Raw genomic sequence first — 23701 nt, 5'->3', positions numbered from 1 at the left:
TTAGAAAATATTATATTCAATAAGTTCAAAAGGCAATTAAACATTAGGGGAAAATATAAAACTAGATAAATAAGGAGGCAAAAATGTATAAGGTATTTTTGGTGGAAGATGAATTTGCATTAAGAGAACGTATGAAACGTAATATACCATGGGAAGAAAATGAGCTTTGTTTAGTAGGAGAAGCCGAAGATGGCGAACTGGCTTATCCTATGATTTTGAAGTTACAGCCAGACATTATTATCACGGATATTAAGATGCCTTTTATGGATGGTTTAGCACTGAGCAAACTTGTTAAACAAGAAAGACCGGATATCAAAATTATTATTTTAAGTGGTTATGATGAATTTGAATATGCCAAGGAAGCTATTAATATTGGGATTACAGATTACTTATTAAAGCCTATTACACCGAAACAAATGATTGCTTCTTTAAAAAATGTGATGAGCAATATTGAAAAGGAACGTGTACAAGTATCTCAACTTCATAAAGATAGTGATTATGCCTTGAAAGAAGCGCGAAAACAAAGAAATATATTATTTAATGAGTTAACTACCTGTACGCTCAATGTCCAGGAGCTTTTTGAGAAGTTTAAAGCTTTGGATATGGATTTAATAGGGAGCAACTATAATCTAATTTTAGCTAAAGTAATCTTGGAGGCTAAAAATTTACAGGAATATGAGCAGCTCAATAAAGTTTTGGAAGAATCCATTAGTAAGTGGTGTGAGTCAGAAAAAGATGTGCTGTTTTTTAATCGGGAAGTAGAAGGACTTGCCTTTATTGTGAAGGGAATGACGGAAGAAGCGGCCCTTATGGAACAAAAAGTGATTAGTATGCTACAAACACTTTTTGAACAAGTGGAAATCCAGCATTATTATATTGGCATAGGTCAGCAGGTGAAAAGGGTAAGTGAGATCGCCAAGTCTTTTGAAGCGGCAAATAAGGCCTTGGCTTATCGTTATTTAATGCAAAATGAAAAGGTGATTTATTATAAGGCTTTAGGAGATTATCGCATTATGCCTCAAGAGGAACAGATGAGTATTAAAGAAGTGGATGTGAGCCAGTTTGATAAAAAAGTTGTTATAGATTTTTTCAAAAATGGAGTGGCTAGTGGAATTCCTGATTTTGTACATAAGTATTTAGAAGGTTGTGGGGGAAATGTCTCTATTTTATTCCGCGAATATATGGCCATGGATATTTATTTAAGCGCCATTAATTTTATAGAAGGATTAGGAGCTCAGTCAGATGCTTTGGTAGGTGTATGTGGTGATCTTAAAAATATACATAAGCAAATTGCGACCCCTGAAAGTGCCAGCATTTATTTGGAGAAGGTTTTAAATTGTGTCTTTGTTATGCGGGATCAAATGGCTATGAATCGTTATGATACTTTAATTGAAGAAGCAAAAGCCTATATGATGGCACATTATAATGAAGAAGATATTTCACTTAATAGTGTGGCAGAACATGTAGGCATTAGTCCAAGTCATTTTAGTAGTATTTTTAGTCAAGAGGTGGGGCAGACTTTTATTTCTTATTTAACCCAGATTCGTATGGAAAAGGCTAAGGAATTACTGCGTTGTTCCAATATGAAAAGTTTTGAAATAGGCTTTGCTATTGGATATAAAGATCCCCATTATTTTAGTTATTTATTTAAGAAGACACAAAATTGTACACCTAAGGAATATCGCAATCATAAAGAGATTTAAGGGGTATAGGGATGAAAAATTTAGGAACTCATATTAGAAAAAAATATTTGGATATGCCGCTCAGAAGAAAATTAAAGCTTTTTATATTAATGAGTTTACTGCCTATGGTGTGTTTGATGCTTTGGATTTTTGTGAAGTTTCGCACCTATACAGATGCATATATGCCTATTGTGGCAGGGATTAATAAGGCTAATGACTTTGATATGCATTTCAAAGAAGAAGTAGATTATAGTATGTACCGCATTGTTAGCGGCTCTTTAAAGTTTGAGGATAGCGGTATTAATGAAGTTTTAAAGAAAACTTATGCAAGCTTTAAGAGCTTAAAAGAAGGGACAAGCCTTCAGTATAATAAGGAGCAAATAGAAAGAGCCCAAAAGAATCTGGAATTATTAGAATCCCGCATTCGTGTTATTGAGACAAATTGTAAGACAACAGGACACTATGATGAAAATATAGAGATTCTAGGGCATGATGTATATGTGATTACAGGGCTCATTAGTGATGAAATCACCCAATATGTTTATTATGAAGCCTTAGAATTACAGCGTTTGGGGCAAAGGGTTAAGCAGCAGACGAATACTCTTATCAATGTCAGTATGGTTATTTTCTTAGGCATTGTAGTCGTTACATGGCTGTTGGTAAGTGTAGTTTCTAATAGTATTACAAGGCCGTTGCAATATTTATGTAAGCGTACTAAAGAAGTAGGGGATGGCGACTTTACGACGCAGCAAGTTAAAGGTGGTGATGAAGTCGCTGCTTTAGAAAAAAGTTTTAATACCATGGTTGGGAAAATCGATGAGCTAGTAGTAAATATCAAGAAGGAACAACAAAATTTGCGAAAGGTAGAATTACAGCTTTTGCAAGCTCAGATTAATCCCCACTTCTTATACAATACATTAGATACAATCATATGGATGGCGGAAGACGGCAAAAGTGAAGAAGTGGTAGAGATTGTGGCAGCCCTTTCAGACTTTTTCCGTATAGGTTTAAGTAAGGGCAGGGAATATATTTCTTTAAAAGAAGAAGCCAAGCATATTCGCAGTTACTTACAAATTCAGAAATTTCGTTATGCGGATCGAATGACTTATACCATTGACTTACCAGAAGAATTAGGGGAATATCGTTTGCTGAAACTGATTTTACAGCCCCTAGTAGAAAATGCTTTGTATCATGGAGTAAAGCAAAAGCGCGGTATGAGTGAGATTTATGTGACAGCATTTTACGCAGAAGAAGAGCTGTTATTAAAAGTAAGTGATACAGGTAGAGGGATGACACAAGAAGAGTTAGGAAAAGTGAAAAAACGCTTAGCCCAAGGCTTTTTAAAAGACGCTGAAGGTGGTTTTGGTCTAGCTAATGTGAATGAACGGATTCGTTTAAACTATGGTAAGGAGTATGGTTTAAGTATAGAAAGTACTTATGGGGTAGGCACACAGGTAACTATTCATCTTCCTTTAGCAGATACCCATATAGTTTAAGTTTATCCAAAAAAAACACACTTAAAAAAAAGAAAACAAACTTTTTATAAAATAGGCAAGTGCAAAGGGTGAAAGAAGATAAATTAATGAACTAAGTTCGAAGTTATTCTGTATGCGTTAGAAGATAGTAAAGTTATAATAAAACCATATTAAATAGGTAATAACAAACACATATTTAAGGGGGAAATAATATGGGTAAAAAATTCTTAGGTGCTTTATTATCAATGGCTATGGTAAGTATGTTAATGGTAGGCTGTGGTGGCGGTCAGCCGGCAGCTACAAATACAAATGCTCCAGAAGGAGATACAGCAGCTGCTGAAGAAACCACATCAGCAGGCGGAGATGGGGATTTAATTACAGTTGGTTTCTCACAAGTTGGGGCAGAATCTGACTGGCGTGTAGCCAATACACAATCTATGAAAGAAAGTTTATCTGAAGCCAATGGATTTGAACTCATCTTTGCAGATGCCCAACAAAAACAAGAAAATCAAATTAAAGCAGTACGTGACTTCATTTCTCAAGAAGTAGATGTCATTGTTATTGCACCAGTTACAGAAACAGGATGGGAAACAGTACTTGGGGAAGCTAAAGATGCAGAAATCCCAGTAATTGTAGTAGATAGACAATTAGATGTATCTGATGACTCACTTTATACATGCTGGGTAGGTTCAGACTTCTATCAAGAAGGTATTAATGCTGTCGATTGGCTTACAAAATATATGGATGGACTTGGCAGAGGTGAGGAAGATTTAAATGTGGCTGTACTTCAAGGAACAATTGGTTCTTCAGCTGAGATTGGCCGTACAAAAGGTGTAAGAGATGAACTTGAGAAACACAGTAACTACAAAATTGTAGCAGAACAAACAGGTGAATTCACACAAGCTAAAGGTCAAGAAGTTATGGAATCTTTCTTAAAATCTGGTGAAGACATCGATATTTTAATTGCTCAAAATGATAATATGGCATTTGGTGCAATTGATGCCCTTAAAGCAGTTGGCAAAGATCCTGGTGAAGATGTAGTCATTGTTTCATTTGACGCTGTAAAAGCTGCATTTGACTCTATGATTGCAGGGGATATGAATGTTTCAGTAGAATGTAACCCATTACACGGTCCTCGCGTTGCTGAACTTGCTAAGAAAATTATGAACGGCGAAGAAGTTGAAAAAATCCAATATGTAGAAGAAGGCGTTTACCCAGCTGATACAGCTGCAGAAACATTACCAAGTCGTGCATATTAAAAACTTCTTGAATAAATAGCAATGCAAAAGGTGTGAATCTAGGCCAATCATTGGTTCTATGTCACACCTTTTTAAAATAGGAGAGAGAGTAGGTGGTTTAATGAAATCAGAAGAAATCGTTCTAACCATGCGTGACATTAGCAAAAACTTCCCAGGTGTCAAAGCCCTTTCACATGTAGACTTTACTTTAAGAAAAGGTGAGATTCATGCTTTAATGGGAGAAAATGGTGCAGGGAAATCAACTTTAATTAAGGTTTTAACAGGTGTAGAAGAATTTGAAACAGGAGATATACATATTGCAGGTAATGACAAATGTATTGTCAACCGATCACCGCAAGAAGCCCAAGTTAATGGCATTAGCACCGTGTATCAAGAAGTTAACTTATGTCCTAATTTAACAGTAGCTGAAAATATATTTATTGGCCGTGCACCACGTAAATTAGGGGGGATTGACTGGCGTACAATGAATGCCCGTGCCAAAAAAGTTTTGCAGGATTTAAATATTGAAGTCGATGTGACAAAGGCTTTAGAAAATTATTCAGTAGCTATTCAGCAAATGGTAGCCATTGCAAGAGCTGTAGATATTTCAGCCAAAGTTTTAATCTTAGATGAGCCAACGGCTAGTTTAGACGAATCAGAAGTAGAAAAGTTATTTGATGTCATGCTGGCTTTAAAGAAAAAAGGCATTGGTATTATTTTTGTAACTCACTTCTTAGAGCAGGTCTATAAAGTATGTGATCGTATTACAGTCCTTAGAAATGGTACATTAGTTGGGGAATATGAAGTAGAAAAATTACCTAGAGTACAATTAGTTGCCAAAATGATGGGGAAAGATTTTGATGATCTAGCAAGTATTAAGAAACCAGTGGAAGAAGGTAAACAAAGTAAAAAACAAGAAGTACTATTAAAAGCCGAAAAGTTAGCTTCGCTTGGGAAGATTAAACCATTTGACTTAGCAATACATAAAGGTGAAGTGATAGGCCTCTCAGGCCTTTTAGGCTCAGGACGTTCAGAACTTGCACGCACTTTATATGGCGCAGAAAGAGTGGATGAAGGGACATTAACTGTAGGTGGCAAGAAACAGAGTGTGAAAGCACCAATTGATGCCATGAAAGCAGGTATGGCTTTTTGTCCTGAAAACCGTAAAGATGAAGGGATTATTGCTGACTTATCTGTAAGGGAAAACTTAATCATTGCCCTTCAAGCGAAACGTGGCATGTTTAAGTTGATTAGCAAAGAAGATCAAGAGAAATTCACAGAAGAATATATTAAGATTTTACAAATCAAAACAGCAGATATGGAAACACCGATTAAACAATTAAGTGGTGGGAATCAACAAAAAGTTATTTTAGGTAGATGGCTTTTAACCCACCCAGAATTCTTAATCTTAGATGAGCCAACAAGGGGAATCGACGTAGGTACTAAAACAGAAATTCAAAAGCTCGTGGTGAAATTAGCTGGAGAAGGCATGTCTGTCATGTTTATCTCTTCTGAAATTGAAGAAATGGTACGTACTTGCAGCCGTATGGCAATCTTAAGAGATGGGGTTAAAGTAGGAGAAATCGAAGAAGCAGATATTAGTCAAGAAAATATTATGAAAGCAATTGCAGGAGGTGACGAACATGCATAATATGAAAGAAACCATGAAAAAGGTAACAGGTTATCACTTATTTTGGCCATTAGTCTGTTTAGGAGTTGTATTATTATTTAACCTCATTAAAACACCAAGCTTTTTTCAAATTAGTATTAATAATGGAGTATTATATGGTTATTTAATTGATGTTTTAAACCGTTCTAGTGAACTCATTATTTTAGCTGTAGGCATGACTTTAGTTGTAGCATCTTCTGGTGGAACGGATATCTCCGTAGGCGCAGTCAGTGCTTTCGCTGGTGCCATCTGCGTCTATGCTTTAGGCACAGGAGAAACTTACCGCATGCCGTATCTTGCAGGGATGTTATTAGCCGTATTGATTGGCACACTTTGCGGGGCTTGGAATGGTTTCTTAGTGGCGAAGATGAAGATTCAACCTATGGTTGCCACTTTAATTCTCTTTACAGCCGGACGAGGCATGGCCCAACTTGTAACAGGTGGCAATATTCTTTATGTAAAAGTTGATTCTTTTAAACGTTTAGGTTCATTCTTACCTCATGTACCATTACCAACACCTATTTTTGTTGCTATCTTAGTGGTAGTGATTACAACCTTTGTTTTAAGAAAAACAGCTCTAGGCTTATATATTCAAACCGTTGGGATTAACGCTAAGGCGGGTAAACTTGTAGGATTAAATGCCACACTCATTCAATTTTTAACTTATGCTTTCTGTGGATTATGTGCAGGTATTGCAGGACTGATTATTACGTCACGTATTTATTCTATTGATGCCAATAATGCGGGACTTAATATCGAGTTAGATGCGATCTTAGCCGTTGCATTAGGGGGTAATAGTTTAAGTGGTGGGAAATTCTCTGTAGCAGGTAGCGTAATTGGTGCTATTACAATTCAGGCACTGACAACTTCACTTTATGCCATGAAAGTTACAGCGGATCAATTACCAGTTTATAAAGCTATCGTTGTTGTCATTATTGTTGTTTTACAATCACCAGAACTTAAACGTATGTTTAATACAGTAAAAGCCAAAAGAGCCAGCAGTAAACAAGAAGGATGGTGGCATAATGGTTAAGAAGCTTAAAGATAAATTACAAGGAAATAACTTCTTATTGATGATTACAATTGTCTTATTTATTGCTTTATACATTGTAGGGATAGCGGTCTTTGGGGAAAAGAACTTTGGGAAACCTCAAGTATTCTTTAACTTATTTATCAATAATGCAGGTCTTATTGTTACAGCTGTAGGGATGACTATGGTCCTCATTACTGGGGGTATTGATATTTCTATTGGTTCAGTCATTGGGTTCACTTGTATGCTTCTAGCTTGGATGATGGAGAAAAAGGGCATGAGTGCTACAGCCAGTATTATTATCGTCCTTTTAATAGGTACTTTATTTGGCCTTGTACAAGGTATTTTAGTGGCTTATTTTAAAATTCAGCCTTTCATTGTAACTTTAGCGGGAATGTTTTTTGCAAGAGGTTTAACAGCTATGGTCAGTACAGAAATGATTAGCATTACCAATGAATCTTTTCTTAAAATGGCCAATGCCAAGATTTACTTACCAATACTAGGCACAATGAATAAAAAGGGACATTTAGTTTATCCTTATATTTACCCAAGCGTCATCATTGCCATTGTGGTGTTAGTCATTATATTTATTGTTTTAAAATTCACAGCCTTTGGCCGTGCCGTATATGCCGTAGGGGGCAATGAACAATCAGCTCTTTTGATGGGACTGAATGTGAAGCGTACAAAGCTTAAAGTATATGTTTTAAATGGTTTTTTAGCAGCCCTTGGCGGATTTGTATTCTGCTTAAACTCTTGTGGTGGCTTCGTAGAACAAGCCAGAGGATTTGAAATGGATGCCATTGCTTCAGCTGTTATTGGCGGAACTTTATTAACAGGTGGGGTAGGAAATGTGATCGGTAGTTTATTTGGTGTACTTATTAAAGGAACCATTGAATCCATCATTACTTTCCAAGGCACATTATCTTCATGGTGGACAAAGATTGCCATCGCTGCATTACTTTGCTTCTTTATTATCTTTCAAAGTATTTTCGCTAAACTTAAAGCTAAAAAAGCAGCTTAGTAAATTGAATTACTTTAATAGTAAGTGTAGCATTTGACAAATTTATAGTATTGATTATACGGCATATAAATAATAAAAGGGTTATGGCTAAATGAATCAATTAGATTTAGTTGGGCGGTAACCCTAATTTTATGTACTACTATACTAGTAACTATTTAAACTTCTCTAATCTTCTCGACATGTTTTGATTGAAACTTGCTTTATATGGGCATATAGTAAATAGGAATGAAAAGCATTGTGCTTAAGCAAGAAAATAATGAAAGATATTAAAATAGGGGAGGTAAAACAATGGAAGAGTATATATTAACCTGCTGCTCTACAGCAGATCGTGAAAAAGAGTTTTTTGAACAAAGGAATATACCGTATGTTTGCTTTCATTTAAATTTCAAGGGAAAAGAGTATTTAGACGACTTAGGGGAGACTATTACTTCAGCAGATTTTTATAAAGCTATGCATGAAGGGGAAATGCCACTGACTTCTCAGGTCAATGTGGATGATTTTATACACTTTTTTGACCCCTTTTTAAAAGAGGGCAAAGATATCTTACATGTAAGCTTATCTTCGGGTATCTCAGGGACTTATAATAGTGCCAATATCGCCAAAGAACAACTACTAGAGCAGTATCCAAACCGCAAGATTGTCATAGTGGATTCTTTAGGGGCGTCTTCTGGTTATGGGCTTTTAATGGAATATTTAGCAGATTTAAAGGCAGAGGGTAAATCTTTAGCCGAACTTTATGATTGGGTGCAAAATAATAAGCTAAAAATACATCATTGGTTCTTTTCTACAGATTTAACCAGTTATAAACGTGGGGGTAGAATCTCCAGTGCCGCAGCAATTGTTGGGGGGATTTTGTCCATTTGTCCGCTTATGAATATGGATAATGAAGGTCGTCTAATCCTACGTAAGAAAATAAGAACGAAACGTAAAGCCATTGAAGAGATCGTTCAAACTATGTTAACTCATGTAGAAAATGGGGAAAATTATACAGGTAAATGTGCCATTTGTCATTCTGATTGCTTAGAGGATGCCAAAAAGGTGGCAGATTTAGTAGTAGAAAAATTACCACAGCTCAAAGGAAAAATCAGTATTAATAATATAGGGACTGTTATAGGGGCACATACAGGACCGGGGACTGTAGCGCTGTTTTTCATGGGAGATGAAAGAAGCGCATAACATTTCTTAAGTTATCTTCATACAATAAAGAAGAGATAATGTAAAAGAAGGCACATTATGGATATTACAATTTATGTAAGAGAAGAAAATTTGACAGAATTAAATCCTGAAGGGGATGAGGTTATTGTCAATGTAGATTTAAGTAAGGTATGGGAGATCATAAAAGATTACACCACTCTTTATATGCAGATTGTCTTAGAAATTACCCTTCAAAATGAAACATTAGTAAAAACGCAGACCGACTTAAATCGTACCATTAAAGTGGCACAAATTCAAGGACAAAAAGTGCAAATTACACTGCCTTTTACAAAAGGGATTGTGCCACCTATTGTCGGCAAGATTGAAATACTAGCGTATAATGAAATGCCTTCTGGGCAGGAGACCGCAAATGGCTAGTATTGAACGGTTTGCCATAAGTCGTGATAAGATTACATTGCAAAATGTGAATCAAGTCAGTGAAGTTACTGTGATTGTAGAGCTTTCACCTATATGGGAAAGCTTAAGCAAATATACTAATACTTATATCCGAGTGTTTGTTAAGCTGCCTATTACTATAGCAGGTGAAGGCAAATGGATGCAATATGAAATAGGTAACAGCTTTGAAGTAAGCAAAATTCAAGATCAAAAAGTTACTTTTAAAATCACCGTTGCAGAAAAGATAGATATAAGTCGCCAAGAGCAAATGGAAGCTCAGGTCCATACATTATATTATGACATTATTTAGGAAAATAATACAAGATAGGAACTTGGGAGACTAGTTTGAATATAATGTAGTGTACAAGTTAAGAAGCTTGGACAAAAAAATCTATATATATTGAAAGGGTGGTTAGTATGGCATATGGTGGAGTACCAGTACAAGTAACAGCAACGGCGGTTCAAATGGGCACAGATGGTATGGTAGGAGCAATTTTATTTAATGTAAAAGCAGCAAGCAGTAAAGCAATTACTTTTGGAACAGGAAATTGTTATCTTCAACTTAACTTTTCGATTCAAGAAGGCTCAGGAGAAGCAGCAACCAAGTTTTTAACAGTTTCACAAACAGCATCAAGTAGTATTGATGCAACAACAGGCATTAATGTATCCTATGATTTAGGTACATTAAAAGATGCATCAACACTTACAATTGCTACTCCAACAGCTTTTGCAATAAATGCAACAGAAGCATCAGCATAATAAAATCTTATAAAGGAAACGCCCCTAAAGTCTTAAACTTTAGGGGCGTTTTTTTATTTATAACATATATTAATAATAGGAAATTTTAAGGAGAAGAAAATGAGCGAAATACCTGTTGTAAAAATTAAATTAACTGGGGAAAATACCTGGGTTGCTCCAGAGATAGTGCCTTATAACTTAGAAGTTGAAGTAGATCTTAGCAACATTTGGGAAGGGATTAAACAAAGTGAGACAAATTATATAGAGATTTATACTTATGTACAAATCCCTGTTTTAGTGGGCAATCTCAGTCAAATAGCTAGCATGATGTTAGATGATAGCTTTAAAGTAATGGATATCCAAGATCAAAAGGTTTTGCAATATGCCTATTTTGGTGGTGTATATGATCGGAGCCAAGCGATGCAGGGCAGAAGTGAAGTATGGCAGTATAAACTATTTCCAGCAGGGGAGGAGGATTAATGGACGAATTATTTAAAAAGGAATATGTAAGAGATGTAACGCTTTATAAGCAAAATAAAGGCATTGATCAAGACGTTGAAGCACTGATGGTTATATTGAATGTCAGAGAAGTCATATCTGAGGGTAATCTAAGACCTTTTATTGTTAAGATTACAGCTATTCATAAGGGATATACCTATCATTATACCCATATCTTTAATGCTAATGAAGTAGACGATGAAGGAGAGGTCATCGTAGGCAATGTGTATATGATTGGACCTATTGAATTAAGTAAAGTAGAAATGAATGCAGAGATTGCTTTTCTAGAAGCAGTCAATTAAGGGGGGAGGAATGTGATCACTAGACCAATAGAAGTCATAGCTCAAGTAGTTACCATGGCAGAATGCGTAGATATCATTATTATGGGGGTAGACTTAAGAGTAGTGCTGCCAAATGATATAGCCATTAAGACAGACAGTTCTATTTTAGCAGAAGTTACAATTGAAGTAGCTTTAGAAAGTGAGCCTATTAAAGTGGCACAAATGTTAAATGAAAATCAAATTATCATAGAAAGTGGGGAACGAATATTGCCCTTTGAAGGCACTGTTTGTTTTAGAGGAAAGCCTGATATTGTCAATATCATTAAGACATCTGCTAATGTTTATTATTGTGAAGCGTAAGGAGGAAGGCTATGACAGTAGAGGTGACATTAATACCTACTTCAAAGGATGTGCATAATGTACAAACAACTACTAATTTAGAAATTACAGTAGATTTAAGTCAATATCAAAAGCTATTATCTAAATATAATTTACTCATTAAAATCATCTTAGAAGTTACCCAAGAAGAAGTTCAAAGATATGAATATGCCGAAGTTTACGAAGAAAAAGGTGAGCAGCAGCTTGTAAAGCGAGTATTTGTCATGGGCAATATTGAAGATATGAATTGTGTGAAGGCTTATGCTTATGCCACATGTATGAGTAAATGATAGGAGGTAGACTATGAATTTTATAGATATAGCGTGTATGCGTAGTATTGCTTTTTCAACCCAATGTGATTTAAAGAGTGAACCTATTTTGCCTATAGGTGAGATCGGTGAAAATAAATATTGGAGCTATCTCTATTTTAACCTGCAGTTTGCATATATAAGCGAAATTTATAAAGCTGAACTGGTATTATATAAGATTCCCAATCAAAGTTCAAATAAACAAGTAAGACGCCGAAAAAATAGGCCGCAGCGTATTGTTGTGATACCAACTAACGATTACGTAAGCCTTATACCTATAGTTATAGTCCACCACAGATAAGCTTTGCCTTCGCAAGAGAATGTATCACTAGTCTTAGGGCAGCTTATACTACAATAGATGTAACGAATATTGTGAAAGCATGGTCTACGTTAAATTTTGAAAACAGAGGAATGATGTTATTTGGCCAAACGCCACATAGGTATGAACAATATGCAGGGGCAAATTATGAGTGTGGGGAAATGAAACCATTTTTACACATTTATTATGAAGAAAAACAAGGGATTTTATCAGGTGAGATTATAGATTTGCCAATAACAGTGAAAAAGGTGTAGAATTCTAAATGATACTCAAAGCGCATTATATAAAGGAAGGAGATGAACTATTATGAGCCAATCTCCTTTTTTATGTCTAAAAAAGGAGTATATTAAATATAAAATGAAATAGATATAAAGAGGGTGTTAAAGTGACTGAATTAAATCAAAAAGAATTTGATGAAAAAATAAAAAATTTTAAAAGACGTGGCTATATTGTGCCAAGTAAAAAGATTATTAAAACAAAGGGACAAATAGAGGGCATTCGAGAAAGTGGTAAGATAAATATTGCTGTACTTGATTATGTGGTCAGTCATGTGGAAATTGACATGTCTACAGAAGATATTGACCAAATGGTGTATCAAAAGACGAAAGAGTTTGGTGGCATTCCAGGAACACTTAACTACCAAGGTTTTCCTAAAAGTAGCTGTACATCTATCAATGATCAGATTTGTCATGGGATTCCTTCAGAAAAGGATATTTTAAAAGCAGGGGACATTGTCAATGTAGATATTACAACCATTTATAATGGGTATTTCTCTGATTCTTCAAGAATGATTTGTTTGGGCGAAGTAGAGCCTGAAACAAAACGTTTAGTAGAAGTAGTCAAGGAAAGTTTACAAGTAGGCCTTAAAGAGGTGAAACCTTGGGAGCCGATTGGTAATATGGGTGCAGCTATTCATGAATATGTCATGAGTCAAGGCTTTTCAGTTGTAAGAAATATTGGAGGGCATGGTGTAGGACTGGATATGCATGAAGACCCATTTGTAAGTTATGTGTCCAAAAGGGATACAGGGATGATTATGGTACCAGGATGGTGTTTACTATTGAACCTATGGTAAATATGGGAGGCAGTCATATTAAAATGGATCGTCAAAACGGCTGGACCATTTATACAAGGGATGGTAAGCCGTCAGCACAGTGGGAATATACTGTAGCAGTTACAGAAGATGGCTATGAGATTCTTGCTTACTAATATAAGACAGAAAATAGGCATATATAATCCATAAACGCATAGGTGAATCATACATGCTGATACATGAAAAATGCTGAATTGGACATTCTAAGGAAAAAGAATGTTAAGGAGTTTATCATGAAAGAGAAGCGTGAAACAAAAGATATATGGATTATAGGCTTTGCTCTCCTTGCCATGTTTTTTGGCTCAGGGAATTTAATCTTTCCATCTTATTTAGGACGAATGATTGGAACAGATTATTGGCAAGGGCTTATAGGTTTTATGATTACAGGGATTGGTTTGCCACTGCTGAGCATTATGGCAACGGCTAAGGCAGAAGGTGAGTTTAGTCATATTACCCATCAGGTGGGCAAGTTTTTTTCTGTGATTTTAATGACCGTTTTAATTCTAAGCTTAGGACCTTTTTTAGCCATTCCAAGAACAGCAGCGACAACTTATGAAATAGGTATTAGACCTTTCTTACCAAACTTAAATTCACTGATTGTGATTATTATATATTTTGCGGTTAACTTAGCGTTAGTTTTAAGGCCAAGTGCGATTGTGGATTTAATTGGACGATTTTTAACCCCTGTTTTATTGGTGATTTTATTAATCTTAATTATTAAAGGGATTTTAGTACCTATTGGACGTATTACTAATAATCGCATGCCAAGAGTATTTACAACGGCTATGATTGAAGGTTATCAAACTATGGATGCTTTAGGTGCGGTTTGCTTTGGAAATATTATTGTCAGCAGCATTCGTACAAGAGGTTATGAAAACAGAGATGAGATTATTGGTGTCACATTAAAATCATCCTTAGTGGCTGTTATAGGACTTGGGATTATTTATGGTGGCTTAATGTATTTAGGGACACATACAGGCCATATTGCAGGTGATATGGAAAAGACACAGCTTATTACTATGCTTGCTACACGAATACTAGGATCTTGGGGTAGCGTTTTATTAGCGATTGCTGTGACCATTGCCTGCTTAACAACTTCTATAGGACTTACGATGACCACCGCTACTTATTTCTCTGATTTATTTAATAATAAGAAGCTTTATCCTATTGCAGCGACAGTTACTTGTTTAATCAGTATTTTTATTGCTTCTATGGGTGTAGACCGTATTATTGGAATTACAGGACCAGCGCTGAATATTTTATATCCACTGATTATTGTATTTGTAATCATCAGCTTAATTGAAAAATCACCAAGGCCTATTTTTTACCGCTTGCCAGTTTATGTGACACTCATTGTGGTGCTCTTAGAAGAAGGCAGCAAACTGATGGGTAATAATATTTTAGGTTTCTTGCTATTTAGTAACTTTGGTTTTGGCTGGCTGATACCAGCCGTTGCAGCTTATATAATTGCAAAATTAATAAGAGGCAAATAAGATATTATAAAGCATGGCAAAACTTAGCAATATTTGTTATATTAAAAGAGTATAAAGTCTTTGGGTTTAGTCTGATGACTTAGTCCAAAGACTTAATTTTAGGTAGCAATATAAGGAGAAGAATCATGAAAGAAGGCATGCTTTTAAGAAATGAAGAAGGATTCTTTGCATTAGATGAAGCAACTTGTTTTAAAGGTGGAGAATCAATTATCATTTTTGAAGAAGATGATCAAGAATGGTTAGAAGGTAAAGTGGAGAAAGATGAATTTGGTGAGTACTATTTTACAAATGGTTTCTTAGTTGTTTATCTTTATGAAGGTTTACCAGCTAAAGTAAACGCATAATAAAAATGAGAGATGTTATCAGGATAAAGTTATTCGATAACATCTTTTTTATTAAGATTATATTGAATTAAATTGGTTAAAATATTAGAATGATTTTAATAACTGTAGGAAAAGAATAGGGGGAGAAGTAATGTCTAATATTTTAAAAAATACAATGGTAGAAATGACTTGGCCTGAAATTGATGCATTAGCTAAGAAGGATGCATTGGTAATCTTGCCATTAGGGGTGATAGAAGAACATAGCCGTCATTTGCCTTTAGGAACGGATATTTATATTGCCACCAAGGAAGCAGAGCAAATTGCAGAAGAACTTACAAGATTAGGCATGCCTTGTGTCATTGCACCGCCTTTTTATTGGGGGGCTATGGAAGTGGTTACAAAGAATTTCCCAGGATCTTTTAATATGCGTGCCCAAACGATTAAGTTAATGATAGAAGATATCTTAATGAACCTTGAAACAGCTGGATTTAAAAAGGTCATTGCTATTAATGCCCATGGGGATGAGGCCCATAGAAGACCCATTGTGGAAACTTTTAAGGCATATAATGTGACACATGAACTTAAGGCAAGATGGCAAGTTTATGAAGAGGATTTAGAGTGGCAGGGGTTTAAAGGGGATGAGGCGTATATTTTTGTCACTAAAACTTATCCTTTTGAAAAGTTATTTGAGATTAAGACCGATTTAAAAGACAATTTTGATATACATGCAGGAGCCTTTGAAACAGCGGAGATGAAAGATTATTTTCCAGAGCTGACGAATATGGAAATTGCCAAAACATTAAAGGCAACTAATCTTCAAGAAGAAGGAATTAAAAGATGGCTATCTGGAAAGGTAGAGAATACACAGGTGATTCCGGACGGACATGCTGGAGACCCAGCAAATAGTCAATTTATTAAAGTGCATCTGGAGGAATGTAATAAAGTATTAGCCAAAGAACTTTATGATTTCTATAATAAAGCATACATAGAATGAAAACAAAAAAGCTGATTGCAGTAAAATGCAACAGCTTTTTTCTATAGATTATACAATAAAATATATTGACAATTATTATCAATAAAATTAAACTAAAATTAGGAAAGTGATAAACGTTATCAAAAATATAAGTTAAAATCAATAAATAAGGAGTAGATAAAATGAGTGTTGTTATTATTGGGGGACATGACCGCATGGTATGTCAATATAAAGCAGTTTGCAAAAGTTATAAATGTAAGGCAAAGATTTTTACTCAAATGCCAGGGAATTTTGATAAGCAAATAGGAAGTCCGGATTTGATTGTATTATTTACAAATACGGTTTCACATAAAATGGTAAGATGTGCGGTAGCAGAAGCGGAAAAAAGTCATACAACTATTGTAAGGTCTCATACAAGTAGTAAAAATGCCTTATGTGATATATTAGAATCCGTTATAGGCAAATAAATAATAGTATAGAAGAATAATGTTTAGGTCGTGAAAAAAGAGGTGTTGCAACAACTGGGCAGCACCTCTTTGTGTGTGATAGGATTTATGTAATAAAAAGCTTTGAATATAAAGTGATATAAACAAGGATTAAAGGTTTTCACCATTTGATGCAATGACAGTTTGATACCAATAAGCAGAATCTTTAACAGTACGTTTTTGTGTTTCATAATCCACATATACAAGTCCGAAACGGTCCGCATAACCTTTTGCCCATTCGAAGTTATCTAAGAAAGACCAAGTGAAGTAGCCTCTTACATCAACGCCTTCACTTGCGGCGCGTTTAAGTCCTTTTAAATAACGGTTAAGATAATCAATGCGGTTTGGATCATGGACTTTGCCATCTAAAGAAACCACATCATGAGCGGACATACCATTTTCAGTAATGTAATAAGGTAAGTGATAACGGTCTGAACTTTCTTTGGCCCCCCAATAAAGGGCTTCAGGTGTAATTTCCCAGCCAATAGCTGTACGAGGCATACCAACTTTAATACCCATGTACTCAGGGTTACCATTTATATCGGCTTTGATATAACGGCCACGGTAAATGTTTGTGCCAATGAAATCAAGTGGCCCCTGAATAAGTGCCATATCTTCTTCTGTGATTTTTGGCATGAGGTGACCACAAGTTTTCATGACTTCTTCTGGATAATGCCCAAAAACAATAGGGTCAAGCCAGTAAGGATCTGTAAAGATATAATTGTCTAAATTAGCACGGTTGTAAGCAGCATAAGCAGCCTTAATGTCTGCTGCATTTTCAGTTACTGGAATACTAGGGCAAGTGGCCACAACGATACCTACTTCAATAGATGTTGGGGCATTTTCACGTAACGCTTTAGTAGCAGCACCATGGGCTTTTAAAACGTTATGTCCAATTTGAAGCAGTTCAAAATCACAAAGTTTATAGCCTGGTGCATGTTCCCCCATTTTATAGCCACAGCCTACGAAAACTTGTGGTTCATTAAAGGTAATAAAGTGTTTTACACGGTCTGAATAGTTTTTAGAAATAATAGCTGCAAACTCTGCAAACCATTGGACGCTTTCATCATTAAGCCAGCCACCTTTTTTGTGAAGTGCATAAGGTAGATCCCAATGATAAAGTGTCATATAAGGTGTAATCCCATATTCAAGTAAAGTATCAATAAGGCGATTGTAGAAATCAAGCCCAGCTTGGCAGACTTCACCTGTACCTTCAGGTAAAATACGAGCCCAGCTTACAGAGAAACGATAAGCTTTAAGGCCCAGCTCAGCCATAAGTTTTACATCTTCTTCCATGCGGTGATAATGGTCGCAAGCTACATCTCCATTATGACCACCGTATACTTTACCTTCTTCACGGCAAAAAGTATCCCATATATTAAGTCCTTTATGATCCTCATAAGCAGCTCCTTCAATTTGGAACGAAGCAGTAGCTGCGCCCCACACAAAATTCTTGTTAAAAGACATTTGTTTCATCCTTTCTAATTAAAAAATAATATATTCTAATATTAACATAATAAATTAAAATAATAAATAATAATATAAAATAAAATATAAAATTGTAAAAATAAATATTTAAGCCTTATATAGAGATAGGTATTAAATCTGAATAAGAGGCTTTTTATTTTAGTTTTTTTGGGTTAAAATAATAAATAGACCAACATTTGAAAGGATATAGCAATGGATACAAATCAAACAATAAAAGTACTTAAAGCATTTTACTTTGGATGTGAGAGTATGGTGCAAATTTCAAAACGTACAGGTGTTTCTCGTGATGAAGTAAGAGAAGCACTACGTGGCGCACGTGAATGTGGCCTTATTAAATATTCTACAAAAGACTATAATGAAACATTCGTGCATACAGAAAAGAAAAAACTTGGTGATTATTTAAGAGCAAAAGGTTTAATGAAATAAATCTTATTTAGGAGAAGCTGCCTTATCGTTTTAGGCAGTTTTTTATTTCAAATAAAATAATGAGGTAATAAGTTGTTAGGATGCTTATATTACAATTTTGTAATATAAGGGGATTGCAATAGTAAAATTATTTGAAATAGTCTATAATGGCTTTGGCTTTGGAATAAATTTAACAAAGAGGAAGATAAAGATGCAATTTAAATCATATAGAAAAAGAATCATATTAGCAATTATGGCAGGAAGTTTATTAGCAAGTTATATGCCAGCTATGGCACAAGAAATGACATGGCATAAATGGGCAACACCAATTTTAATGGATGGTGAAAAATATGGTATTTATTCAATTACTTGGTATGATGACATGCAGACTAAGATGGATGGCAAAACGCTTCAAACATACTGCGAGGCAATTGGTAAGAAGATAGAAGCCATTCATGGTGTTAAAATGAAAGAGAATCCTGATGAATTGGCATATGGTACAGATGTTGTAACAAGAGGAGAAGTTTTAGAAAGTATTTATAAAGTGCTAAGCTAATATACTTACCCAAGTGATGTAAGTTTAGGGGATGATGCTCTTACTTATATGCGTGAGCAACAAATTGTTATGGGAACAGGTAAAGTACTTGGCTTAGATCAAATTTGCAGTTTAGAAGAAGCAGCAGTATTTGGGACTCGTATTATTAAGGCATTTTATACAGGGTTAAATGCAGGGACTAAAGGATTATTATGGAAGGTGCAAAAAGGTAATAATACAGTTTATATGTTAGGGTCTATACATATTGCAGATTATGGTGTCTATCCTTTTAATCATAATATAGTAGATGCCTATAAAGATTCAGATATTTTGGGTGTAGAGCTTAATCTCCATAATACAGAGGGAAATAAATATTTTACGGATATTGCATGTTATTCAGATGGTAGTAATTAAAAGAACATATTTCGACAGATTTATATAAAAAGGCTGTAGAGGTTTCAAAGAAAATCGGTATGTCAAAAGAAGATATCGCATCTTATAAACCATGGTATTTAACCAATCTCCTTACGACAACAGCGTTATCACAATCTAGTACTGAGGAAGAGCAGCAACGTGCAGCAATTTTAGGTATTGATAATTATTTTTTAACAAGTGCACTTATTAATGATAAACCTATTTATGAATTAGAAAGTTATAAGTATCAAACAGATATGTTTGATAGTTTTTCACCAGAGTTACAAGCATTTAATTTAGAGGAAGCAACAGAATTACTTTTAGATGAGAAAACAAGCAATGAAGGCATTGATATGTTTGGTGAGTGGTTAAAATACTGGCAAGATGGTGAATTAGAGAAATTTGAGAAGAGTTATCCTAAAAAAGAAGCTCACCCAGAAGTAACCAAAGAAGAACAAGCTTTGTTAGATGAATATAATAATAAGTTGCTAATAGTAAGAGATGCTGAGATGACAGAAAAAATTGAAAAAATCTTAGAGGGGAATGAGGGTAAAACATATTTCATCGTTGTAGGTTCTGGGCACTATGTAGGCTCAGATGGGGTCATTGCTAATCTTAAGAAAAGGCTATGCAGTAGAACAAATCAAATAAATAAGCCTGTAGGTTATAATCATAAAAAGGATATAAAGAGCAAAAGCTTTTTATATCCTTTTTGTTTAGTGTATAATATGAATGGCAATGATGGTAATAAGCTATAGCAAAAAAAGCATAGCTATAGAAAATATAAAATTGAAATAGTGAGGTAATATGTTAAAAAAGCAAATACAGGATTTTTGTAAATCCATTGGTTTAGAATGTGTAGGTTTTATTAAGTGTAGGAGATTTGAAGAGCTAAAAGACTTTTATGAAACAAGACAGCACTTAGGCCTTCAAAATGAGTTTGAAGAAAAGGAAATAGAAAAGCGTATTAACCCGAGTCATTATATGCCAGAAGGAAAGACGATTATTTCTATAGCTTTCCCATATTTTCATGAAGATGAAAATGTAGAGGAAGCGGCGTATAATAATAATGGTTTTTCAGTTTATACTAAACGTGGAGACTATCACCGCATCGTGAAAAAGTATTTAGAACAAATTTGTGAATATATCAGTACATTAGGCGGCAAAGGTATAAGCTTAGTAGATAGTAATACTTTACCAGAGCGTTATATTGCTTCTTTAGCAGGTGTAGGATTTATAGGTCGTAATAATATGCTCATTACAAAGCAATATGGCTCTTATGTATTTCTAGGAGAAATTATTACAGATCTTGAAATAGATTGTGAAGATATGGGCAGCTTTGAAGAAGTAGGAAACTATGCTCATTGTGGAGCATGTAATCGATGTATAGGAGAGTGTCCAACTAAAGCGATTAATAAAAATAGATGTAATCCTAATATATGTTTATCCTATATTACTCAGAAAAAAGACATTACAAATCAGGAAATGAGTTTGCTAAAAGGCAATATTTTTGGTTGTGATTTTTGTCAGCTAAAGTGTCCATATAATGAAGGGGATAAGATTCAAAAAAATGTGCTGCAAGACTTTGAAAACCTAGCGTATATGCAAGAACCTGTTCAGGTTTATGCGGCTATGGATAATAAATATTTCAAAGAAAAAATTAATCAAACATCATGTGGCTGGCGTGGTAAAAATGTAATTAGACGTAATGCTATTATTCACCTAGCCCATGAAGGCGAAGAGATTACGAAGTATAAAGGAGATTCGCCTTATATTAATGAATACATTACACGTTTAGAAGAAAGTAGGCAAAATAATGCAAACTAGTCTTAAAATAATGACAAGAGGAGATATTAAAGGTATTAGAAAGGACTAAGAGAAGATGAGGCATGCCCATGAAAAAATGTTTATATTGTCATACACCTATTGAGGGAAAGGCCTATGCGCATAAAATCGGTTATTTCTGTAAAGAAACACATTTTGATGCTTATTATAGAAGTTTACCTAAAGAGAAATTGGCATTATTTAATGCATAGTATTTGTCCTTGTAGTCATCGAGATAGATGAAAAAAATTAATAAAATTTTACTTGTGTATTAACGTAAAACACAATATAATAGAATAAATGAAAATAGCATATTGCAAATAGGCGTTTGACAAAAGCTACGATTTATAAATTTCTTCAGAGAGCCGATGGTTGGTGTAAATCGGTGAAAGGTTAAATCTTTCCACTTTTGGAGCTGTCGGTGATGAATCGGAAGGGTAGTAGCCTTTATCCTACTAATGAAGTGGTTAGTACATTAGGACTGACCACAGTTTGATGTTCTCAAAAATTGAGTATATTAAGCTGTAGGGCGTCTAACTAGCAATTTGGGTGGCAACACGGAGTCTCTTCGTCCCATAAGTATATAAGTTATTATATATTTATGGGTCGAAGAGACTTTTTTTGTAGCAAAAGCTATAAACTATGTAATATGTTATTACTATAGAGATGTTTATAAAATATTAGGAGGAAAATCATGTTAGATTTAAAATTTTTAAGAGAAAATCCAGAAATTGTAAAACAAAATATTAAAAACAAATTCCAAGACAGAAAACTTCCATTAGTAGATGAAGTAATCGCTTTAGATGAAGAACACAGAAAAGTTAAACAAGAAGCTGAAAGTTTAAGAGCTGATAGAAATAGAATCTCTAAACAAATCGGTGCACTTATGGCACAAGGTAAAAGAGAAGAAGCTGAAGAAGTTAAAAAACAAGTAACAGCTGAATCTGAACGTCTTGAAGCACTTTCACAAAAAGAAGCAGACCTTGATGAAAAAATTAGAAAAATCATGATGACAATTCCAAACATCATTGATCCAAGTGTACCAATCGGTAAAGATGATAGCGAAAACGTAGAAGTTCAAAAATATGGTGAGCCAGTTATACCAGAATACGAAATCCCATATCATGCAGAAATTATGGAAGCTTTCAATGGTTTAGATCTTGATAGTGCTAGAAAAGTAGCAGGTAATGGTTTCTACTACTTAATGGGTGAAATCGCTAGACTTCATTCAGCAGTTATTTCTTATGCAAGAGATTTTATGATTGATCGTGGATTCACATACTGTATTCCACCATATATGATTCGTAGCAACGTAGTTACTGGTGTAATGAGCTTCGATGAAATGGAAGCTATGATGTACAAAATTGAAGGTGAAGACTTATACCTTATCGGTACAAGTGAACACTCAATGATTGGTAAATTTATTGATACAATTCTTCCAGAAGCTTCACTTCCACATACACTTACAAGCTACTCTCCATGTTTTAGAAAAGAAAAAGGTGCTCATGGTATTGAAGAAAGAGGTGTTTACCGTATTCACCAATTCGAAAAACAAGAAATGATTGTTGTTTGTAAACCAGAAGATAGCAAAAAATGGTTTGATCAATTATGGCAAAACACAGTTGATTTATTCCGTTCATTAGATATTCCAGTAAGAACACTCGAATGTTGTTCAGGTGACCTTGCTGACCTTAAAGTAAAATCTATTGACGTAGAAGCTTGGTCTCCAAGACAAAAGAAATATTTCGAAGTTGGTAGTTGTTCTAACTTAGGCGATGCACAAGCACGTCGTCTTAAAATTCGTGTAAATGGTGAAGGTGGACAAAAATATTTTGCACATACATTAAACAATACAGTAGTTGCACCACCAAGAATGCTTATTGCTTTCCTTGAAAACAACTTAAATGTAGATGGTTCAGTAAACATTCCAGTAGCCCTTAGACCATATATGGGTGGCAAAGAAGTTATTGTACCACAAGCTAAATAATAAGTAAGCTATTAGCGCAATTAAAAAGTGCCGTGAAATTATTTATAATTTCACGGCGCTTTTTTGCTTATATAAGTTTATAAATGAGATAATTTCATAATTTTTATCCCTTGATTTTACAATGTTTATATTGCATATAAAAAACAGCCTACCCCGATTCAATATACATTTTAAGCAAATAATCCACATCGAAAGGAGTAAATTTTTAAATCTCTTACTAAACTTGAGGCTATATTGACTTTTATTGATTTTACATTTTTTCTTGAAATATACCCTGAATCTTTTTCAAGACGAGGTTCTAAAGGCTATTCTAAAAAGCAACTTCTTATGGCGCTTATTGCTGTGCAAGTAGAACATATTCCAACCATTAAAGCTCTCGTTCATCGGTTGAAATCTGATCCTATATTTAAGCGTTCTTTGGGTTTTGAATATATTTCTAAAACTCCTAGTGCAA

General features: G+C 34.7%; 29 protein-coding genes and 1 pseudogene. 29 read left to right on the top strand and 1 reads right to left on the bottom strand.

What is annotated here, in order from left to right; all coding sequences use genetic code 11:
* The first annotated feature begins 83 nt into the window (after positions 1-83).
* The 21 genes and pseudogenes from JCM14822_RS12770 to JCM14822_RS12675 all read left to right on the top strand — a co-directional run bounded on the left by JCM14822_RS12770 (position 84) and on the right by JCM14822_RS12675 (position 16576).
* A complete protein-coding gene (locus tag JCM14822_RS12770; RefSeq protein ID WP_054742769.1) occupies positions 84-1703 on the top strand; it encodes a response regulator transcription factor in 1620 nt (539 codons plus the stop codon).
* An 11-nt stretch (positions 1704-1714) separates the two neighbouring features.
* Positions 1715-3178, top strand: a complete 1464-nt coding sequence (locus tag JCM14822_RS12765; protein ID WP_054742768.1) for a sensor histidine kinase — start codon at positions 1715-1717, stop codon at positions 3176-3178.
* A gap of 191 nt (positions 3179-3369) precedes the next feature.
* Entirely contained in the window at positions 3370-4416 is a 1047-nt protein-coding gene (locus JCM14822_RS12760; protein ID WP_054742767.1) for an ABC transporter substrate-binding protein, read from the top strand.
* A 100-nt stretch (positions 4417-4516) separates the two neighbouring features.
* On the top strand, positions 4517-6046 hold the full coding sequence (locus JCM14822_RS12755) for a sugar ABC transporter ATP-binding protein (protein WP_054742766.1): 1530 nt from the start codon (positions 4517-4519) through the stop codon (positions 6044-6046).
* A 1-nt stretch (position 6047) separates the two neighbouring features.
* Positions 6048-7097 carry an ABC transporter permease gene (locus tag JCM14822_RS12750; RefSeq protein ID WP_334291651.1) on the top strand — a complete coding sequence of 350 codons (1050 nt, stop codon included), beginning with the start codon at positions 6048-6050 and terminating at the stop codon, positions 7095-7097.
* Positions 7090-8115: an ABC transporter permease subunit gene (locus tag JCM14822_RS12745; RefSeq protein WP_054742764.1), complete on the top strand. Its 1026-nt coding sequence runs from the start codon at positions 7090-7092 to the stop codon at positions 8113-8115. Before JCM14822_RS12750 ends, JCM14822_RS12745 begins: the two co-directional genes overlap by 8 nt.
* A gap of 288 nt (positions 8116-8403) precedes the next feature.
* Positions 8404-9291, top strand: coding sequence for a DegV family protein (locus JCM14822_RS12740; protein WP_054742763.1), 888 nt, complete (start codon positions 8404-8406; stop codon positions 9289-9291).
* Positions 9292-9348: 57 nt separating this feature from the next.
* Positions 9349-9687, top strand: coding sequence for a hypothetical protein (locus JCM14822_RS12735; protein WP_054742762.1), 339 nt, complete (start codon positions 9349-9351; stop codon positions 9685-9687).
* A complete protein-coding gene (locus JCM14822_RS12730; RefSeq protein WP_054742761.1) occupies positions 9680-10015 on the top strand; it encodes a hypothetical protein in 336 nt (111 codons plus the stop codon). Before JCM14822_RS12735 ends, JCM14822_RS12730 begins: the two co-directional genes overlap by 8 nt.
* 107 nt (positions 10016-10122) lie before the next feature.
* Positions 10123-10464, top strand: coding sequence for a hypothetical protein (locus JCM14822_RS12725; protein ID WP_054742760.1), 342 nt, complete (start codon positions 10123-10125; stop codon positions 10462-10464).
* A 99-nt stretch (positions 10465-10563) separates the two neighbouring features.
* The gene (locus JCM14822_RS12720; RefSeq protein ID WP_054742759.1) at positions 10564-10923 is read left to right on the top strand and encodes a hypothetical protein; all 360 of its coding nucleotides are present in this window, start codon (positions 10564-10566) and stop codon (positions 10921-10923) included.
* A complete protein-coding gene (locus JCM14822_RS12715; RefSeq protein ID WP_054742758.1) occupies positions 10923-11243 on the top strand; it encodes a hypothetical protein in 321 nt (106 codons plus the stop codon). Before JCM14822_RS12720 ends, JCM14822_RS12715 begins: the two co-directional genes overlap by 1 nt.
* Before the next feature lie 12 nt (positions 11244-11255).
* Positions 11256-11582 carry a hypothetical protein gene (locus JCM14822_RS12710; RefSeq protein ID WP_054742757.1) on the top strand — a complete coding sequence of 109 codons (327 nt, stop codon included), beginning with the start codon at positions 11256-11258 and terminating at the stop codon, positions 11580-11582.
* Positions 11583-11593: 11 nt separating this feature from the next.
* Positions 11594-11890 carry a hypothetical protein gene (locus JCM14822_RS12705; protein ID WP_054742756.1) on the top strand — a complete coding sequence of 99 codons (297 nt, stop codon included), beginning with the start codon at positions 11594-11596 and terminating at the stop codon, positions 11888-11890.
* A 13-nt stretch (positions 11891-11903) separates the two neighbouring features.
* A complete protein-coding gene (locus tag JCM14822_RS12700) occupies positions 11904-12209 on the top strand; it encodes a hypothetical protein (protein WP_054742755.1) in 306 nt (101 codons plus the stop codon).
* A 71-nt stretch (positions 12210-12280) separates the two neighbouring features.
* Entirely contained in the window at positions 12281-12481 is a 201-nt protein-coding gene (locus JCM14822_RS20360; RefSeq protein WP_157047749.1) for a hypothetical protein, read from the top strand.
* Positions 12482-12612: 131 nt separating this feature from the next.
* A pseudogene (gene map / locus JCM14822_RS12695) lies at positions 12613-13436 on the top strand (type I methionyl aminopeptidase).
* 117 nt (positions 13437-13553) lie between these two features.
* Entirely contained in the window at positions 13554-14813 is a 1260-nt protein-coding gene (gene brnQ, locus JCM14822_RS12690; RefSeq protein WP_054742754.1) for a branched-chain amino acid transport system II carrier protein, read from the top strand.
* Between the two features lie 125 nt (positions 14814-14938).
* Complete coding sequence (locus JCM14822_RS12685; protein ID WP_054742753.1) at positions 14939-15157, top strand: SH3 domain-containing protein; 219 nt, start codon at positions 14939-14941, stop codon at positions 15155-15157.
* A gap of 130 nt (positions 15158-15287) precedes the next feature.
* On the top strand, positions 15288-16130 hold the full coding sequence (locus JCM14822_RS12680; RefSeq protein WP_054742752.1) for a creatininase family protein: 843 nt from the start codon (positions 15288-15290) through the stop codon (positions 16128-16130).
* Positions 16131-16291: 161 nt separating this feature from the next.
* Positions 16292-16576 carry a DUF2325 domain-containing protein gene (locus JCM14822_RS12675; RefSeq protein WP_054742751.1) on the top strand — a complete coding sequence of 95 codons (285 nt, stop codon included), beginning with the start codon at positions 16292-16294 and terminating at the stop codon, positions 16574-16576.
* A 129-nt stretch (positions 16577-16705) separates the two neighbouring features.
* Here the strand turns inward: JCM14822_RS12675 and JCM14822_RS12670 are convergent, their stop codons facing one another.
* A complete protein-coding gene (locus JCM14822_RS12670; RefSeq protein WP_054742750.1) occupies positions 16706-18061 on the bottom strand; it encodes a GH1 family beta-glucosidase in 1356 nt (451 codons plus the stop codon).
* A 213-nt stretch (positions 18062-18274) separates the two neighbouring features.
* Between JCM14822_RS12670 and JCM14822_RS12665 the strand changes: the two genes are divergently transcribed.
* The 8 genes from JCM14822_RS12665 to JCM14822_RS21250 all read left to right on the top strand — a co-directional run.
* Positions 18275-18508 carry a hypothetical protein gene (locus tag JCM14822_RS12665; RefSeq protein WP_054742749.1) on the top strand — a complete coding sequence of 78 codons (234 nt, stop codon included), beginning with the start codon at positions 18275-18277 and terminating at the stop codon, positions 18506-18508.
* Between the two features lie 190 nt (positions 18509-18698).
* Positions 18699-19043, top strand: coding sequence for a hypothetical protein (locus JCM14822_RS12660; RefSeq protein WP_054742748.1), 345 nt, complete (start codon positions 18699-18701; stop codon positions 19041-19043).
* A gap of 48 nt (positions 19044-19091) precedes the next feature.
* A complete protein-coding gene (locus JCM14822_RS22645; protein ID WP_054742747.1) occupies positions 19092-19436 on the top strand; it encodes a TraB/GumN family protein in 345 nt (114 codons plus the stop codon).
* Between the two features lie 8 nt (positions 19437-19444).
* On the top strand, positions 19445-20194 hold the full coding sequence (locus JCM14822_RS12650) for a TraB/GumN family protein (protein ID WP_083461439.1): 750 nt from the start codon (positions 19445-19447) through the stop codon (positions 20192-20194).
* A gap of 49 nt (positions 20195-20243) precedes the next feature.
* Positions 20244-21263, top strand: coding sequence for a tRNA epoxyqueuosine(34) reductase QueG (queG, locus tag JCM14822_RS12645; RefSeq protein WP_054742745.1), 1020 nt, complete (start codon positions 20244-20246; stop codon positions 21261-21263).
* Positions 21264-21331: 68 nt separating this feature from the next.
* On the top strand, positions 21332-21472 hold the full coding sequence (locus JCM14822_RS20990) for a hypothetical protein (RefSeq protein WP_172674821.1): 141 nt from the start codon (positions 21332-21334) through the stop codon (positions 21470-21472).
* Between the two features lie 482 nt (positions 21473-21954).
* Positions 21955-23247: a serine--tRNA ligase gene (gene serS / locus JCM14822_RS12640; RefSeq protein ID WP_054742744.1), complete on the top strand. Its 1293-nt coding sequence runs from the start codon at positions 21955-21957 to the stop codon at positions 23245-23247.
* 234 nt (positions 23248-23481) lie between these two features.
* Positions 23482-23701: transposase (locus JCM14822_RS21250; protein ID WP_242861506.1), on the top strand; the 220-nt coding region annotated here is incomplete at its 3' end.

The organism is Cellulosilyticum ruminicola JCM 14822 (assembly GCF_001311925.1).
GTDB classification, from domain to species: Bacteria; Bacillota; Clostridia; order Lachnospirales; family Cellulosilyticaceae; genus Cellulosilyticum; species Cellulosilyticum ruminicola.
Note: the sequence above shows the minus strand (reverse complement) of the source record. Positions and strands in the feature narration are given on the sequence as shown.